25 protein-coding genes are annotated in these 15,772 nt (G+C 32.5%); all 25 read left to right on the top strand.

From position 1 onward, the window contains the following. Nucleotides 1–16 precede the first annotated feature (16 nt). Nucleotides 17–970, top strand: coding sequence for a RecT family recombinase (locus tag DMR38_RS05245; RefSeq protein WP_127720313.1), 954 nt, complete (start codon nucleotides 17–19; stop codon nucleotides 968–970). After that, complete coding sequence (locus tag DMR38_RS05250) at nucleotides 970–1,695, top strand: MBL fold metallo-hydrolase (RefSeq protein ID WP_127723927.1); 726 nt, start codon at nucleotides 970–972, stop codon at nucleotides 1,693–1,695. Before DMR38_RS05245 ends, DMR38_RS05250 begins: the two co-directional genes overlap by 1 nt. Before the next feature lie 73 nt (nucleotides 1,696–1,768). Next, the gene (locus tag DMR38_RS05255; protein WP_127720314.1) at nucleotides 1,769–2,599 is read left to right on the top strand and encodes a hypothetical protein; all 831 of its coding nucleotides are present in this window, start codon (nucleotides 1,769–1,771) and stop codon (nucleotides 2,597–2,599) included. Further along, nucleotides 2,541–3,398: an ATP-binding protein gene (locus DMR38_RS05260; protein WP_243124452.1), complete on the top strand. Its 858-nt coding sequence runs from the start codon at nucleotides 2,541–2,543 to the stop codon at nucleotides 3,396–3,398. The genes DMR38_RS05255 and DMR38_RS05260 overlap by 59 nt, the downstream gene beginning before the upstream one ends. A gap of 34 nt (nucleotides 3,399–3,432) precedes the next feature. Continuing rightward, nucleotides 3,433–3,855: a hypothetical protein gene (locus DMR38_RS05265; protein WP_127720315.1), complete on the top strand. Its 423-nt coding sequence runs from the start codon at nucleotides 3,433–3,435 to the stop codon at nucleotides 3,853–3,855. 3 nt (nucleotides 3,856–3,858) lie between these two features. Beyond that, nucleotides 3,859–4,368 carry a helix-turn-helix domain-containing protein gene (locus tag DMR38_RS05270; protein ID WP_243124454.1) on the top strand — a complete coding sequence of 170 codons (510 nt, stop codon included), beginning with the start codon at nucleotides 3,859–3,861 and terminating at the stop codon, nucleotides 4,366–4,368. A 99-nt stretch (nucleotides 4,369–4,467) separates the two neighbouring features. After that, entirely contained in the window at nucleotides 4,468–4,884 is a 417-nt protein-coding gene (locus tag DMR38_RS05275) for a DUF1064 domain-containing protein (RefSeq protein WP_127720316.1), read from the top strand. Continuing rightward, nucleotides 4,877–5,518, top strand: coding sequence for a putative metallopeptidase (locus tag DMR38_RS05280; RefSeq protein ID WP_127720317.1), 642 nt, complete (start codon nucleotides 4,877–4,879; stop codon nucleotides 5,516–5,518). Before DMR38_RS05275 ends, DMR38_RS05280 begins: the two co-directional genes overlap by 8 nt. Nucleotides 5,519–5,701: 183 nt before the next feature. Continuing rightward, nucleotides 5,702–6,109, top strand: coding sequence for a hypothetical protein (locus DMR38_RS05285; protein WP_127720318.1), 408 nt, complete (start codon nucleotides 5,702–5,704; stop codon nucleotides 6,107–6,109). Between the two features lie 75 nt (nucleotides 6,110–6,184). Beyond that, the gene (locus tag DMR38_RS05290; protein WP_243124455.1) at nucleotides 6,185–6,616 is read left to right on the top strand and encodes a hypothetical protein; all 432 of its coding nucleotides are present in this window, start codon (nucleotides 6,185–6,187) and stop codon (nucleotides 6,614–6,616) included. A 154-nt stretch (nucleotides 6,617–6,770) separates the two neighbouring features. Then, nucleotides 6,771–7,142, top strand: a complete 372-nt coding sequence (locus DMR38_RS05295; RefSeq protein WP_127720319.1) for a hypothetical protein — start codon at nucleotides 6,771–6,773, stop codon at nucleotides 7,140–7,142. Between the two features lie 44 nt (nucleotides 7,143–7,186). Beyond that, complete coding sequence (locus tag DMR38_RS05300; protein WP_127720320.1) at nucleotides 7,187–7,945, top strand: hypothetical protein; 759 nt, start codon at nucleotides 7,187–7,189, stop codon at nucleotides 7,943–7,945. Beyond that, nucleotides 7,923–8,228 (top strand): hypothetical protein, encoded by a 306-nt coding sequence (locus tag DMR38_RS05305; protein ID WP_127720321.1) that lies wholly within the window; start codon nucleotides 7,923–7,925, stop codon nucleotides 8,226–8,228. The genes DMR38_RS05300 and DMR38_RS05305 overlap by 23 nt, the downstream gene beginning before the upstream one ends. Before the next feature lie 3 nt (nucleotides 8,229–8,231). Continuing rightward, nucleotides 8,232–8,657: a hypothetical protein gene (locus tag DMR38_RS05310; protein ID WP_127720322.1), complete on the top strand. Its 426-nt coding sequence runs from the start codon at nucleotides 8,232–8,234 to the stop codon at nucleotides 8,655–8,657. Between the two features lie 28 nt (nucleotides 8,658–8,685). Next, nucleotides 8,686–8,853 carry a hypothetical protein gene (locus tag DMR38_RS21715; protein WP_175412879.1) on the top strand — a complete coding sequence of 56 codons (168 nt, stop codon included), beginning with the start codon at nucleotides 8,686–8,688 and terminating at the stop codon, nucleotides 8,851–8,853. 72 nt (nucleotides 8,854–8,925) lie between these two features. Next, a complete protein-coding gene (locus DMR38_RS05315; protein WP_127720323.1) occupies nucleotides 8,926–9,108 on the top strand; it encodes a hypothetical protein in 183 nt (60 codons plus the stop codon). Nucleotides 9,109–9,333: 225 nt separating this feature from the next. Beyond that, nucleotides 9,334–9,861 carry a hypothetical protein gene (locus DMR38_RS05320; RefSeq protein ID WP_127720324.1) on the top strand — a complete coding sequence of 176 codons (528 nt, stop codon included), beginning with the start codon at nucleotides 9,334–9,336 and terminating at the stop codon, nucleotides 9,859–9,861. A gap of 82 nt (nucleotides 9,862–9,943) precedes the next feature. Further along, nucleotides 9,944–10,126 (top strand): type II toxin-antitoxin system HicA family toxin, encoded by a 183-nt coding sequence (locus DMR38_RS05325; RefSeq protein ID WP_127720325.1) that lies wholly within the window; start codon nucleotides 9,944–9,946, stop codon nucleotides 10,124–10,126. A gap of 57 nt (nucleotides 10,127–10,183) precedes the next feature. Continuing rightward, complete coding sequence (locus DMR38_RS05330) at nucleotides 10,184–10,579, top strand: type II toxin-antitoxin system HicB family antitoxin (RefSeq protein ID WP_127720326.1); 396 nt, start codon at nucleotides 10,184–10,186, stop codon at nucleotides 10,577–10,579. Between the two features lie 658 nt (nucleotides 10,580–11,237). After that, nucleotides 11,238–11,438, top strand: a complete 201-nt coding sequence (locus tag DMR38_RS05335) for a Com family DNA-binding transcriptional regulator (RefSeq protein ID WP_127720327.1) — start codon at nucleotides 11,238–11,240, stop codon at nucleotides 11,436–11,438. A 217-nt stretch (nucleotides 11,439–11,655) separates the two neighbouring features. Next, nucleotides 11,656–12,747, top strand: a complete 1,092-nt coding sequence (locus DMR38_RS05340; RefSeq protein WP_127720328.1) for an Ig-like domain-containing protein — start codon at nucleotides 11,656–11,658, stop codon at nucleotides 12,745–12,747. Nucleotides 12,748–12,811: 64 nt separating this feature from the next. Further along, nucleotides 12,812–13,285 carry a transposase gene (locus tag DMR38_RS05345; protein WP_127720329.1) on the top strand — a complete coding sequence of 158 codons (474 nt, stop codon included), beginning with the start codon at nucleotides 12,812–12,814 and terminating at the stop codon, nucleotides 13,283–13,285. A gap of 42 nt (nucleotides 13,286–13,327) precedes the next feature. Beyond that, nucleotides 13,328–13,537, top strand: coding sequence for a head fiber protein (locus DMR38_RS05350; RefSeq protein WP_127720330.1), 210 nt, complete (start codon nucleotides 13,328–13,330; stop codon nucleotides 13,535–13,537). Nucleotides 13,538–13,582: 45 nt separating this feature from the next. Beyond that, a complete protein-coding gene (locus DMR38_RS05355; RefSeq protein WP_127720331.1) occupies nucleotides 13,583–15,391 on the top strand; it encodes a hypothetical protein in 1,809 nt (602 codons plus the stop codon). Next, complete coding sequence (locus tag DMR38_RS05360) at nucleotides 15,391–15,759, top strand: hypothetical protein (protein WP_127720332.1); 369 nt, start codon at nucleotides 15,391–15,393, stop codon at nucleotides 15,757–15,759. The genes DMR38_RS05355 and DMR38_RS05360 overlap by 1 nt, the downstream gene beginning before the upstream one ends. Nucleotides 15,760–15,772: the final 13 nt, after the last annotated feature.

Genomic DNA, 15,772 nt, shown 5'->3' on the forward strand with positions numbered 1-15,772 from the left:
GAAAGGGTGATACGAAATGTCAAGTGAAAATACAGCTTTAACTTTGGCTAAGGAAGAAGCTTTAAACCAAGTAACAACGAAAATTAATGAATTAAGGAAAAATAATGATATAGTTTTTCCAAAAAATTATTCTGTAGCTAATGCACTTAATAGTGCATGGCTGCAGCTCCAAGAAGTCAAAGATAAGAATGATAAACCTGCGCTTGAAGTATGTACTAAGAACTCAATTATAGGTTCATTATATGATATGTGTTTACAAGGGTTAACACCTGCTAAGAAGCAATGTTATTTTGTAGTATACGGAAAACAGCTACAGCTTATGAGAAGCTATATGGGGACTGTAGCAGTAACTAAAAGATTAGAAGGAGTAAAGGATATAAAAGCTTACTGTATATATGAAGGTGATGAATTTGAAGAAACATATGATTTGGATACAGCAACGCTAAACATTAGCAAATTTAATCCCAAGTTTGAAAATATAGATATTGATAAAATCAAAGGTGCGTTTGCAGTAGTAATTGGAGAGAATGGTCCTATTCATACTGAGGTAATGAACATTAATCAGATACAAAAGGCATGGGGGCAGGGTATTGCCTACAAGACAGGAAAGTCAAAAGCGCATAATAATTTTACAGATGAAATGGCGAAGAAAACAGTAATAAACAGGGCTTGTAAGATGTATGCAAATACTTCAGATGATAGCGACCTTTTGATGGAAGCTTTTAATAATACGGATAAAACTTATGATGAAAAAGATATGGTAGGTAATGTTGAATATGAGGTCAAAGAAGAAATAAAAGACAACGCTAATAAAAAGAAAATAGATGTTGAGGTACCTGAAAATCAGGATCAGAACAGTAAAGATAAATCTAAAAACATAATTGATGTTAATCCTAAAGATGTACAGTCAGATGAAGACAGTAATAAAGATAGCTTACAGAAGACTGGAGTGGAAGGACCAGGGTTTTGATGAAACTTAAAGTGTTAGGGAGTGGTAGCAGTGGTAACTGCTATTTACTCCAAAATAAAGATGAAACTTTGATTATTGAGTGTGGATTATCTTACAAGACTATTTTAAAAGGCTTAAATTTTGATTTAAAAAATGTTGTGGGGTGTTTGATTAGTCACGAACATAAAGACCACAGTAAAGCAATAAATGATGTATTAAACAATGCAATAGATGTTTATACAAGTGAGGGAACATTGAAAGCAATAAATATTAAAAGCTATAGAGCAAAAATAATTAGAGCCGAGGAACAATTTAATATAGGTCAATTTACAATATTACCTATAAAGACTCAACATGATGCGGCAGATTCTTTAGGATTTTTAATATACCACAATGAAATTGGCAGACTTCTATTTATAACAGATAGTTATTACTGCAGATATAAATTTTCGGGACTTAATCACATTATGATCGAATGTAACTATAGCATGGACATTTTAAACAGAAATATTGAAGCTGGATTGGTACATCCTGTGTTGGCCAATAGGTTGTTAAAATCACATTTCAGTTTTGATAATGTCAAAGAATTTTTAAAGGTTACAGATTTAAGTAAAACTAAAGAAATAGTTTTATTGCATTTAAGCAATGACAACAGCAATGAGGATCAATTTAGAGAAGAAATTGAAAAGCTAACTGGAAAGCCAGTATATGGAGCAGATAGAGGGTTAGAAATAGAATTGTTTTAGAATTTAAAGTTTTAAAGTAGGCATGTTAGTACCGATCTAGCAGTTTACTTTAACACACCAGAGAGGTGCTGGCATGAGATATATAAGTGAAATTAATGCTTTCTATGATTGGCTCGAACTAAATGACCTATCGACATCAGCAGTTGCTTTATGGTACGCATTGATGCACATAAACAACAAGGCTGCATGGGTAGAAACATTTACGGTAGCTGAATCGGTGTTAAGTATTAAAACAGGCTTATCAGGTAGAGGAGTAAGAAATGCAAGAAATGAACTAAAGCAAAAAGGAAGAATTGATTTTAAAAGCAGGGTTGGAGGGAAAGCTCCTATATACACTCTTATATCTTTTGAAACAGGTATAAATTATTTTAATAAAAATTCAGTAGCAAAACGGGTACCGTCCTCGGATGTTACTGATTCCCCGGAAAGACCTACGGAAATAGATTCCGAGGAAAAGATTTCCACGGAAATGAGTTCCGCAGGTACTTCCGCAGGTTGTGCCGGAGGTACTTCCGGAGGTCGTGCCACATTAATAGACAAAGACATAGATAATATTATTATCGTTAATAAAGAAAAAGAGTCATGGGTGACAGCACTGGAATATTTCTGTAAAAAATCAGGAAAGTCAGATTTGCAATTAAAGGCACGTGAAGTAGAAGCTGCTCAAAAGGTTTGTAATGAGGTACCGACCCTCACAGTAATCTTGAGAGGCATAGATAAAGCGTTTAATGATTTTAAACCAGATACCGACTCTGATAAAATCAATAGCTTTAAATATTGTGTGCCTATAATAAAAAAACTAGATGCCAGGATAAAGGGCAAAGAACACAGAAAGGAGATAAAAGATGCAAGTAAGTTTACAGAAAAAGAAATTGATGAGTCCGGAATTGGCCTACACTTCTAGATCTAAACTAGAAAATTGCCCTATTTGCGGAGAATCTACAGGAAAAATAGTTAGGATGCTTGAGAGAAGCTATGTGGTGCCAAGAATGTGCAAATGTAAAAGAAAGGAACTTGAAGAAAGTAAAAAAATATCTGAAGCTAAAGAGAAGCAGATCAGGCTTGAACGGATGTTTAATAATAGCTTAATGACGAAAGAATTTAAAAGTTTTACGTTCCAGAATTGGGATCGTGCTCTAGGAAATGAAAGAATGTATGAACTAGGAGTGAAATACGTGAAGTCTTTTAAAGAAAAGGTCTTGAAGGAAAACTTAGGATTGTTAATTTACGGCAATCCAGGTAACGGAAAAACATTCTTATCCGGTTGTATTGCCAATGCCCTTATTAAAAATTTTATACCGGTGGTGTGTGTATCTGCTATTGGACTGATTGAAAGGATTAAGAGCAGTTTTGGTAAATATGGTGATGAAGGAGTTCAGAGCATATTAAATTGCTTGGAGAATGCGGATTTAGTAATCATTGATGATATGGGCGTAGAAAATAATACAGACTGGTCCAGAGCTACCATGTATCAAATACTGGATTCAAGATACAGAAATAAAAAGCCCCTTATAGTTACATCAAATTTATCAATGAATCAGCTAAAAAAAAGATATGACAAGGATTGTGACCTGGGTAAGGGGAGGACTGCAGACAGATTAATTCATGAGATGTGTTCTCCTGTTGAGAATACAAGTCCAAGCATACGGATAGAAAAAGGATTGAAAAAGACTGAAATATTAAAAGAAATATTAAATAGTTAAATTTATTCAAAATAATGTAATGGGGGTGATAGTAATGTCGGTGCTGTTTGAAAGGACAAAAGCAAGAAATGATTTTGTAAAAGCTAATTGGGGTACCATGAGACAGAAAGATATTGCAGCTAAGTTAGGCTGCAGCCCAACCCTTGTAAACATGATTGGATCTGAAATGGATTTGGTGAAATCTCGTAAATCTTCAGCAGAGGTAAGAAGCCAGTATTGTCCTATCGAAGCTGTTAAGAAAATGGCCAACTTATTCAAAATAGGCCAGAAGATAAAGTTAAAAGTAAGATACGTGTATGGGACGTATACGAATGTCAGCTGTAACAAATACAGGACCGTGAAAGGTACTGTTGCTTATAAAACAGAGTGGCTTGTGGTAGTACAAAGTAAGAATCATAGAGAGAGTTTTAAATATATTGATTTCTGTATAGGAGATGTACAAGTTTTGGAGGTATAGAAGGTGAATGTAGGCGAAAATATTAAAATGTATAGAAATAAGATTGGTCTTACACAAAAAAATCTAGCAAGTAAAGTTGGAGTCACGTCTGTAACGATTCAGAATTATGAAAATAATAGACGAGAACCAAACCTTGAAACCTTAAATAAACTAGCCGAAGCTCTTGGAGTATATGTAAATGATTTAATTGGAGATCAAATACGTATGTCGGGAAAAAATCAAGATGATAGATTTAAGGAAGTATGTATACAAGCAGTACGGTGCTATGGAGAAGAATCCAGAAAGCAGTTAGCTCAAGAAGAATGTGCTGAATTAATTCAGGCTTTAAGCAAAGACGTGAGGGGTGAAAAGCATAATGTGGAGGAAGAGATTGCTGACGTTCTCATAATGATAGAGCAGCTTACACATATTTATGACAATAAGAAAGTAAAAGAATGGATAAAAAAGAAAATTGATAGATTAGCTAATATGATGGAAGTTATAAATTTCAGCCAGAAACATGGCAAATTTTAAAGATAAGTATACAAGCAGTATAAATATATTCTTTGAAATTAAATTAATTAAAGCATAGTGTATGTGAGTTTTAGAATACTAGCAAAGTAGGTGAAAATCATGAAAAGTAAATATAATGCCAAAAAAATAACTGTAGATGGGATAAGATTTGATTCAAAAGATGAAGCCAGATATTATGAATATTTGAAAAAACTTAAGGCAAAAGGGGTAATAGAGAATTTTGAGTTGCAGCCTAAGTTTACTTTGATACCAGCTTTTATATATAAGGGTGAAAAAGAAAGGCCGGCAACATATACATTAGATTTTTTAATATATAACATAGATGGTACTGAGATATATGTTGATGTTAAAGGAGACAGTACACCACAGGGGGAGCTTAAATTCAAGATGCTTAAACATCTTCATCCTGATATGGATTTTAGGTGGATTTCAAGAAGTTTGAAATATAGTGAAAGTGGATGGATTGATTTTAAGGAACTCAAGAAAAAGAGAAGGGAGATTAAGAAAAATGCCTAGAATAAAAATTATTGATGATAAGACCAATGCACCAGTAAAGGAAATAGATTGTATCGGATATAATCTGCAGTATGTTCAAGCTACTGGAAACGGCCAAATACAAAAGATAAGAAAATTGAATAATGGTAAGTATGATCTTAAGCGTTGGATAAAGAATGAATTTTATACCCCTTTAGCTCAGAAGATAAAAGACAAATTTAAAGAAAAGGTTCCTGAGTTTACAAATGTGAATGTAAATAAAATCTTATTTGTTGAGGATACAGATTATGTTGGTGATGAAGTAAAACGAAGTGATGAAGTAATGTGGATCCGGAAAGCACCAAAACAGTTAACCCTGATTACAGGTTATGAATTTATAATCGAGAGCAGAGAGTTTTGGATGGAAAGAATTTCTGAAGAGCAGGTAATTGCTTTGATTTACAGTTGCTTAAGACAGATAGATGGAAATAAACTTAATACTCCGGATGTAGTAGGGTGGAAAGAAGTAATCGGAACATTAGGGTATGGATGGGAGACCACAATGAGTCCAATACCTAATATACTTGATGGGTTTAACGAGGATGATTTTAAGATGCTTAAAAAAGCAGATAAGCAGATTAGTATGTTTGACCATAGAAGGGCAGAAGGAGAGTAAATTACGAAAGTAAATGGTGAAATACGTTTGAATTAATGCGCAAAATGAAATTTTTGCGAATTGAATGAAATAAAATTGTTCTTTGAAAATTGAATATTGCGGTGTATCATATAATTAATGTCAGTTAATACAAAATAGTAAATAAGGACGAAATAATTTGTTTATTAGGGGGATAAAGATATTATGAAGAACAAAATCATTATTCTTACAGTTATCATGACAAATATAATTGCAATTATACTTAATTTTGCAAACTTCTTTATGGGAAATTTTTCAACACCAACGAATCTAACTGTATCAGTTTTTTTTCTATTGATATGGATTATCTTAAGTGCATACACTTATATAAAGAAAGATATAATGTTTTCTAAATTTATGTTGACATATTGGATAATATCAATGATTGTATCTATTCTATCTATAAAAGTTTCAAGTTTTATTCTTGTCCCATTTTACATTATATACTTTGCACCTTTTTACGGATTTACAACATTCTTTAAAACATACATTCCTACATTCTCATTTATAATGAGTTCAATTTCTGTTATATTTGTGATAATAGCAGTATATATAAATAAGCACTTTAAATGACTTCATATTTATCTGATTTAATTTATACTATTCTTATACTGTTCATTAATTATAAAAAAGAGCGGGGGTTATAGTGTGAGAAAAATAGCCATAATTTTAATTACTATAATGTTGTTTGTGGTTACAGGTTGTTCAAATAAAGACGTAATTAAACACAACTACATTTATAAGGGAGAAAATCAATTTTGGACTGCCCAATATAAGGTGAATTCCACAGGCATATTTACTAAGAGAGATGACAAGCTACATTATGAAGGTAATTCTAATGGCATATTAACAGTAACCTATAAGAAAAATATATCCGAGTTATCTTCAGTAAAGCATCTGGAAATATCGTATAAAAGTAGTACTGGAGGTGGAAGTATAGGTCAAAACTCTCCAAAGAAAAAAACGTATACTATGACAAGTAGTACAGATGGAATAACAGAGGATAAAGACGAAGTAATAAAAGTTACCATAAATCTTGATGGAAAGATACAAACAATTGAATTAAAAAATGAGATGTAATTTTTATTGATTGCTTTTGCTTATGTCACAATTTTCTTATTTCATGTAACAATTAAAAAGTTAATAATTTATTGAAACGCTGTATTATTTAAAAAATTTTACGGCGTTTTTACGTTCGTAAAACAAATAAATTATGCCTCCAGGAGGTGAAGATATGCGAAGACATTTTAGAAAAAAGTATAGAAAATGCCGGAAAGAAATGAAAGCAGATCTAAGAGTTATCATGAAAAATAATTTAGAACTTAGTATGCTTATACAAAAAATATACATCACTTATTACCAAAGGCGTATGTTACACAAGATATGGTATGTTTTAGACACAAAATATACTGATATATATAAAAATGAGTTTTGTGGTGAAAACGGCCTAGTCGGAAAAATGCTTTGTGGAAACTGGGATGAATTTTTTACTAATATGTATTTTATAGATAGAGCGTTTTATGAAAAATATAGCAGACGCATACCAGAAGAAGCTGCTCTTGGAGATGCTTATGCAGTTGCTATAAGTTATATGAAATCTTTATAAATTAGGGAACAAAAATCTTGAAGCAATGGAAAGGAGAAAAACACATGAATTTGACAACGGAAAGACCTGTATTGTTTAATACTCAAATGGTCCAAGCAATTTTACAAGGCAGAAAGACAAGCACTAGAAGAATTATGAAAAATCTTTCAATTAAAGATTGTGAAGCAACTTTAAAAAATGGCAAAAAATATAAAAGATATACACTTACGAATGTTGATAGATATGGTAATGAGAGTGAAGATTTTTGGTTTGATGGTCCAATAGAAGATATAGCACATGACAAAGACATAATAGCCTATGCACCTTATAAAGTCGGAGATATTCTTTATGTAAGAGAAACATTTTGCCCAGATTATTTTGACAATAGTTTTGAAAATAGAAATGCTTATGAAGCTGATTATGATAAATCTAAAGTTGGTGACTGCGTTCCAGAGCCAAAATGGAGACCTTCAATTCATATGCCAAAGAAAGTAGCTCGATTATTTTTAAAAGTTACGGACGTGAAAGCACAAAGGTTACAGGATATTACAGAAGATGAAGCAAAAGCAGAAGGAATAAAGAGCTATACAAAAGATGAAAAAGTTTATAAATATGCTGTTTCTGATGATTGGTGGATGGAGTATTGCAATAAGCATAAAAAAGCAGGTACTTGGTGGCAACAAATGCCTACTACTGCAAAAGAAGCTTTTAAATATTTATGGAATAGTTGTGGTTATAAATGGCCTAAGTGTTGGGATGCTAATCCTTGGGTATGGGTTATAGAGTTGGAGAAGGTGAAAAATGATAAGTCAAGAAAGATTTAATGAAATAGAATCAGAGCATGGATGTGGTTACTGGAATGAATGCTGTGAACACGCTTGTTCTTGTGCAATTGTTACTGAGAATAAAGGACTTAGGGAAGATATATGGAATGATTTAAAAAAAGAACAGGCAGAACTAGCAGAAGAATATAGCAATGATGATTTTGAGTATGAATCAATGGAACGCTGCAGAAGATGTGGCTCATTAGAAAAAGAAAGTGATTTATATGATGGACTTTGTGCAGAGTGTGAAATTGAGCTTGAAGAAGATATGGAGGAGGAATAGAGAATGGGTGTAACAATAGAATCTAAAAATTTTAATGCAGATATGGGATTTGGAGGTTTTAATAATTTTAGAAGTAAAGTGGCAAGTCTTTCTAATTCAGAATTTGGAAGACACTATGCAAAGTTAAACAATACAATGTTTCTTCAAGGAGCTGCGAGAGAATCATTTTTTAAAGAATATGATGCAAAAACAAATGAATTAGTTAAAGCAAATATAATAACTGTTGAAATTGCAAATTTTTGCTATCAATCTGATTGCGAAGGTGCTATTGACCAAGAACAAGCAAAGCAAATTTATGAGAGAATAAAGGACTATGATGATAATATCTGTTACGGATATGCAGGAAGACCAGATTGTGCAATGTTTTCAGATTTAAAAAATATTTTTAAAGATTGTGCAGAAAATGGAGGCACAGTTGAATGGAGTTAAGTCGTAATGCAAAAGAGGGTGAGAAAATTTGAAATGTACATGCTATGGAGGACACTATACATGCCATGGATGCAAATATACACCGTACAAAAGAGATTATCCATGTACTAATTGTGGTAAGTATGTATTAGCTCCAGATGGTGAAGATACTATTTATGTATATACTAACTGGGCACCAAAAGAAGATGAAAATTAAATTATCTATATATATAGATAATACGCTAAATAAGTAATACGGTATTTTTATGTATCAAAGGGAGGTTCAAATATGATACTAACTGAGTTTTACAGACAAAAATTAGTACAGTTAAATAGAGATATTCAGGATGCGGAAATAGAAAGAGATTTTAAGAAAGTAGCTAAGTTGCAGGTTGAGAAAGTTGATATTGAGAAAAGAATTAAAGAAAAATTAAAAACCAGGGAGATAATTCCCTGGCAAAAAAATAATTAGAGAGGAACTAATATTAAAGTATCTAATATTATAGACATAAATGGATTATTTATACAATAAATAGGTTAAGAGGTTAAGGAGTGGTGCTGTGAAAGTATTAATGGAATTTGCAGGTTTATACATTGCATCCATGGCGGCATTTGTAGGAATAATAGCTGTGGGTGTACGTGTATTTAAAGCTAGGAATAGAGAATAAATAAAATTCTAAAGGGAGGAATATATTTAATGCACAATAAAACATTTAAAGATATGGAACAGAGACTTTTTAATTATTTCAACAAGGATAAAAGATTGAGTGTTTTAAATAAAAGGTTAGAGATTTTGGAAAAGCAAATATCTGAAATAGAGTACAAGTTAAGAAATGTTGATGTAAACCTCCCTGAAGAATCAAGAGCTATTGGTTATGATGAAAGGGTTCAAACAAGTTCTACTGGTGAAAGTTATGCTGAGAGGACCTTACTGCGTATAACGGATAAGTTGTTAAAGGAGCAATCTTGGAAAAAAGAACAGGTGGTTGATATAGAAGAAACTCTTAGAAATATTGAATCAGATAATACATTTATTGAAGCTAATATAAAAGACTTAAGAGTTGAAGATCAGGAGTTTTTAAAAGAAAAATACAAGTATGGAAAAAAGGATTGGCAGCTAGGAATTAAGTTTGGTATAAGCCAGCAGGCAGCTACAGAAAGGAAAAAGAAGTTAATTGAGAATATAGCAAATTGGGAAGATTGGGTTGGGGGCATTAGAGTATAGAAAAAGTCTGTGCTCTTTTTTACTAAAATTATTGACACGTGTTATGACACTTGTTATAATAAAACTGTAAGGGGGATGGATGATGAAGCCCAGAGAATTAATTAAGCTCTTAGAAGAAGATGGATGGATATTAAAAAATCAAGAAGGTTCGCATAAGCATTTTATTCACCCAACTAAAAAGGGCAAAATTCAAGTACCTTATCACAATAAGGATTTAAGACCTGGAACATTGAACAAAATACTTAAGGATGCAGGGATTAAATAAGTATCCTGCACCACTTTAAGATTATATAAAATATGTTGGAACGAAGGAGATGTGTTTATGGACAAATATATGTATCCTGCATTGTTTGAATCATATGATGATGGCGGATACACTGTTTCATTTCCAGATTTGAAAGGATGTATAACCGAAGGTGACGATTTAAATGAAGCTCTTAAAATGGCTAAGGATGCATTAGAATTATTTTTGTGGAATATGGAAGACGAAAATGAAGAAATTCCAGAATCAACACCGCCTGAAAAAATAGAAGCTAAAACAGGGAGTTTTGTTGTGCCTATAGAAGCTGATATGTTACTAATACGCGCTAAAATGGATAATAAAACAGTTAATACTACTGTAACTATGCCTAAGTGGTTAAAGTATCAGGCTGAAAAGAGCAAAATTAATTTTTCTCAGGTACTGCAGGAAGCACTAAAAGAGAAACTAAATATCTAAAATAGAAATTTGGGCTTGTTAACTGCTTGTGATATGTTTGTTAAGCATTTGTTACAATTTTTATAAAGTGTTATATAATAGTATTAATGAGCAGTAGGGATTACATGATAACTGCTTGAATAAGGTTAAATCTTTTAATAAAAGTGTTACTGGCTATTGCAGCACTTAAAATCTAGCTGGCCACCAATACGGGAAACCGTAGACAAAAATTTATATACTATATTGTATAAACGAAAAATAAGTGCTGGTTTAAACTAGTGCTTATTTTTATGAAGTTTATAAAATGTTTAAAATATTCAGAATTAATTTACTTATATGACATGAAATTGTAACAAACCCTTTATATACTTAAAACAACGTAAAGAATTGCTTTAGTGATAATAGTTTATTCATATCTAGGGCACAAAAGTAAAATAATATCCTGTCTGTGTCTGCGGTTGCAGGGCACGTAAAATTTAAATGCAACCATCACAAGATAGTATATTAATTGATTTCCTTTAAAGCATTCTAATGTAAAATAGGTATCCGTCATTTAGGGTGCCTATTTTACGTTGTAATAAATATTAGGTAATTATAATAATTGAGCCCCCAGAGAGCCGTATGTAGAAATAGAATTCTATGTGCGGCTCCTTTTTTTATTTATAAGGAGTTGAGTTGAATGAGTAAGATAAGGTGCAAAAGTTGTGGTAAGTTACTTATGGAAGCAGAGGGTAACGCAAGCATAGAGATAAAATGCCCTAGGTGTAGGAATATAAATAAATATTCTATAAAAGAAAGAGATATAAGTCATAATGAGTTTGAAAAAATGATGGGGAGTAGGAGTTACAAGAGGGTTAGAGGTGCTTTAAGACAGAAGTAATATAAGTTAATAGATACAATACGTGTAAATAAAATATTTTTATGTTAAAACAAATTAAATTTTATTTATCTATAATTTACATAAATTCTATTATATGTATTATTGTAAGAGAATTTGTATTACGATTTTCGTTGATATGACTGTGATTCAGGGTTTAAAATAGTTTTTAGAGGAGTTTACAAATTGTTAAAAATTATTTTAATAGGGGGACATACATATGAAAAAAATTTATAAACAATTAGGGATTGTATTTGTAATGGCTTTTGCCATTATGATAGGATGCCTTAGTAATAATGTTTTTGCTGCAGATCAATATACGGGTAATTTAATACCTAAAATGACAAGCAACACTGTTCCAGAGGGAAGGTGTTTTTCTAATGGATATGAAGATGGATCTAGTTACTATGAGTATTTAGCGTTTGATAAATCAGATAAAGATGAGTGCTCAATTTGGGCATCAGCCACGCTAGGTAGCGGATATTTAGGGTATGAATTTACTAGCCCAACAATTATTAATAAATATACCATTACTTCAAGAAATAATAATTATGCATTTACTCAATCACCTATTAATTGGACGTTTGAAGGTAGTAATGATGGTCAAAAATGGACAACGTTGGATAATAGAACAGGTATATCAGATTGGAAAGTATGTGAAAAAAAAGAGTTTACTTTTAACAATGATATTGCATATAAAATGTATAGAATAAATATTAGCTATATAGGAGCAGGAAGTACCGATAGGCCTTCAATTGGTGAACTTGAAATGATGCAAAAATTATCATCTTCAACGAGCATAACGATGGATAAAACTACAGATAGTTTACAAGTAGGAAAAACAGATACTTTAACAGCAACAATAACTCCAGACAATGCAACAAACAAAAATGTAGCTTGGAAGTCAAGTGACGAATCAATAGCAACAGTAGATCAAACAGGTAAAGTTACAGCAGTGAAAGAAGGAACAGCTACAATAACAGCAACAACAACTGATGGTAGTAATCTGAGTGCCTCATGTGTTGTTACTGTAACACCACAAGGTACAACACCAACTAATCCAACAGATAATACTGGCAATGCTATTTTAAATTTAACTATGACTAATGGTAATATAAAATCATATACAGTAAGCATGAGTAAAGTAAATGATTTTATTAGTTGGTATAATAACAGGTCTGCAGGTAGTAATGGAAGCCCATATTATGCGTTTGATAAGACAGATAATTTGCAACCTTTCAGTAAGAAAACTGAATATGTTGTATTTGATAAAATATCATCCTTTGAAGTGGATGAATATACAAAACAATGATAACTAAGAAGCCTTTAAATGGGCTTCTTTTTTATATATAGTGAAATAGGAAGGTGGTGAGTTCATGGCAAAGTCAAAATGGAATACTGTAAAAGATAAACTGGTATTAGTTGAAGGCTGGGCCAGAGATGGACTCACCGATGAACAAATAGCTCATAATTTGGGTATAAGTATCCAAACATTCTACACATATAAGAAACAGCATATTGAGTTTTTTGAGGCCTTAAAAAAGGGAAAGGAAGTAGTTGACTTTGAAGTTGAAAATGCATTATTAAAAAGGGCGCTAGGCTATGAATATGAGGAAGTTACTAAAGAAAGAATGGTAAGAAAAGATGAAAAAGGTAAAGTGCTTACAGATATTCACGGCTTTCCTACTTATGAAATGGTAGTTACAAAAACGGTTAAAAAAGTTGCGACTCCTGATACTACAGCTCAAATATTCTGGCTGAAAAACAGAAAACCTAAAGAATGGAAAGATAAGCAGGATATAGAGCACTCTGGCAGTATAGGCGTTAAAAAGCTTGAAGATTTCTTTTAATTTGTAAATTGATAAATAGATATATAAAGGAGTGATAATTATATGGCAATTTCAGATGCACAAAGAGATAAATTAAATGGAATGTCTCCAACTTGTAGGGACGTAAAGCTAGGTACAGAGATACAAAATATAGGTAAGAGAGTGGCAGTAACACAAGCAAATAGTGCTGCAGTAGATGTAACAGGATTGGTAGAAGATTTTAACGCATTGTTAGCAAAACTAAAGGCAGCAGGATTAATGGCTAGTTCATAGACACCTTAAAAGGGTGTTTTTTTTATTTTATAGGATGGTGATGCCATGCTAAGTTGCCAAGAAATAATCCAAAAGCGTAAGGAGCTGTGGGAGGCAAATAAAGACAGTGAACTTGATAGAGAGTATACCTGGGCAGTAGCAGACAAGTTATGTAGTCCGTCATGTGAAGGAATCAGGCAGGAAATTAAGGACCATCCAGAACGCTTAATTGAAATGTGCTTTTCTGTAGTTAATAAGGAATTACAGACGGTACCGTTTTTCCTAAATGATGTACAGCAGAAGCTAAGTGAGAAGCTCAATGAAGCTATAGAAGATTATAAACAGGGTAAGAGACATCATCTTAAATTCTTAGTTCTTAAAGGGAGACAGCAAGGTTTTACTACATTCATAACAGCGTATCAGCTTAGTAAGACTATTACCAACCGGAACTTTACAGGTATGACAGTAGCAGATTCAGCAGACAACACTGCAACTATATTCGAGGATAAGGCAAAATTCCCTTACTCCTTATTGCCTCCGTTATTGCAGCCACAGGAGAAATATAATACCAGACAGGAGCTTCACTTTTCTCAACTTAACAGCAAATGGAGGATAGCTACAGCAGGAAATAAGCAGATAGGACGTTCAAAGACCATAAATTTTTTCCATGCTTCTGAAGCTGCTTTTTTCGATAGTATTCAGTCTATTATGGGAGGTTTAGGCCAGGCACTAACTAAAGATAGTATTCAAATACTAGAGAGTACGGCCAATGGATTTAATGAATACCGTACTTTATGGTCAGAAGGTGAACAGAAAGAAAACAATTGGGAGCCCTTATTTTTCGAGTGGTGGAAGACAAGCGAATATAGACTAACTTTTGAAACTAAAGAGGCAGAGGAAACCTTTAAGAATAGAGTTTTAAATCCTTCTACAAAGTTTGAACATAAGCTTAAATGGTTACTGCAAGATAAAAAGCTGGATTGGAAACAATTATACTGGTATTCAGCCAAGCAAAAAGACCTAAAAGAACTGTTAGATCAGGAATATCCATGTACACCTTTAGAGGCTTTCTTATCGAGTGGAATACCTGTCTTTGATGTAGAAAAAGTGCTTAAAAGAAGAGATTATTTGATCCAGGAATGCAAGGTAAATCCCCCTAAACGTTACAGCATATCTTACAAATATGTAAACCAGATGATTGTAGATAGCAGTATTAAGATTAATGAGAATGTAAATGGCGAACTTATAATCTATGAACATCCTAAGCAGGGTTATCCTTATGTTTTGGGAGCAGATACTGCAGAAGGTGGTGAGGATTATTGTGTTGGCCAAGTTTTAGATAACACTACGGGTAAACAAGTTGCTAAATGGCGTGGAAGAGCAGATACCGATATATTTGCAAAGCAGTTATATTGTCTAGGCAAGTATTATAACAATGCTTTAATAGGCGTAGAAATGAATTTTGACCTACATCCAGTAAAGGAACTTGAAAGGCTTAATTACCCAAACCAATATATGCGAGAAACTATGGACCAATTAAGTGGTAAGTTAGAAAAAAGATATGGATTTAATACTAATAAAGCCACAAGGCCTGTTATTATAGGGGATTTAGTAGAGGTTGTAAGAGAGGAAACACATCTTATAAATGATGTTGAAACCTTATCAGAATTAATAGTATTTCAGAAGATAGATGGTAAGGCACAGGCAGCAGAAGGAGAACATGATGATTGTGTTATGTCTCTTGCTATAGCACATAAAATAAGGGATCAGATGATTACAAAAATTAAACTGCCTAAAAAAGAACAAACATTGATGGAAAAGGATTTTGAAAGACGTGTAAAATCACTAAAAAGAATAAGAAAGGGGACTTTATAATGGCGCAAATAGAGATAACAAAGAATCAGTATAATACAATTTGTGATACTTACGGTTGTAGTAATATAGGTACTATGGTAATAGGAAAACCTGGAGAAAATATGGGCCAAAGAGTAATTATGTGTGATGAATGTCTCCAGAACATCATTAATGCAGCTCCATTAGATATGATTTTAAATAGGCCAGAATTAAACGAGCACTTTGAAAGTGAAGAAATTAATCTTGATGACCAAAAACACACACCAACCAAAGATTATAGTGAAATGAAATTTAATGAATTAAAAGAAATTGCAAGTAGTAAAGGTATTACAGTGCCTTTTGGGACTTCTAAAGACGATCTAGTAAAGCTAATAGAGGATAAAAGCTAATGATTATTTATAT

Source organism: Clostridium sp. AWRP (assembly GCF_004006395.2).
In the GTDB taxonomy this organism is placed as follows: Bacteria; Bacillota; Clostridia; order Clostridiales; family Clostridiaceae; genus Clostridium_B.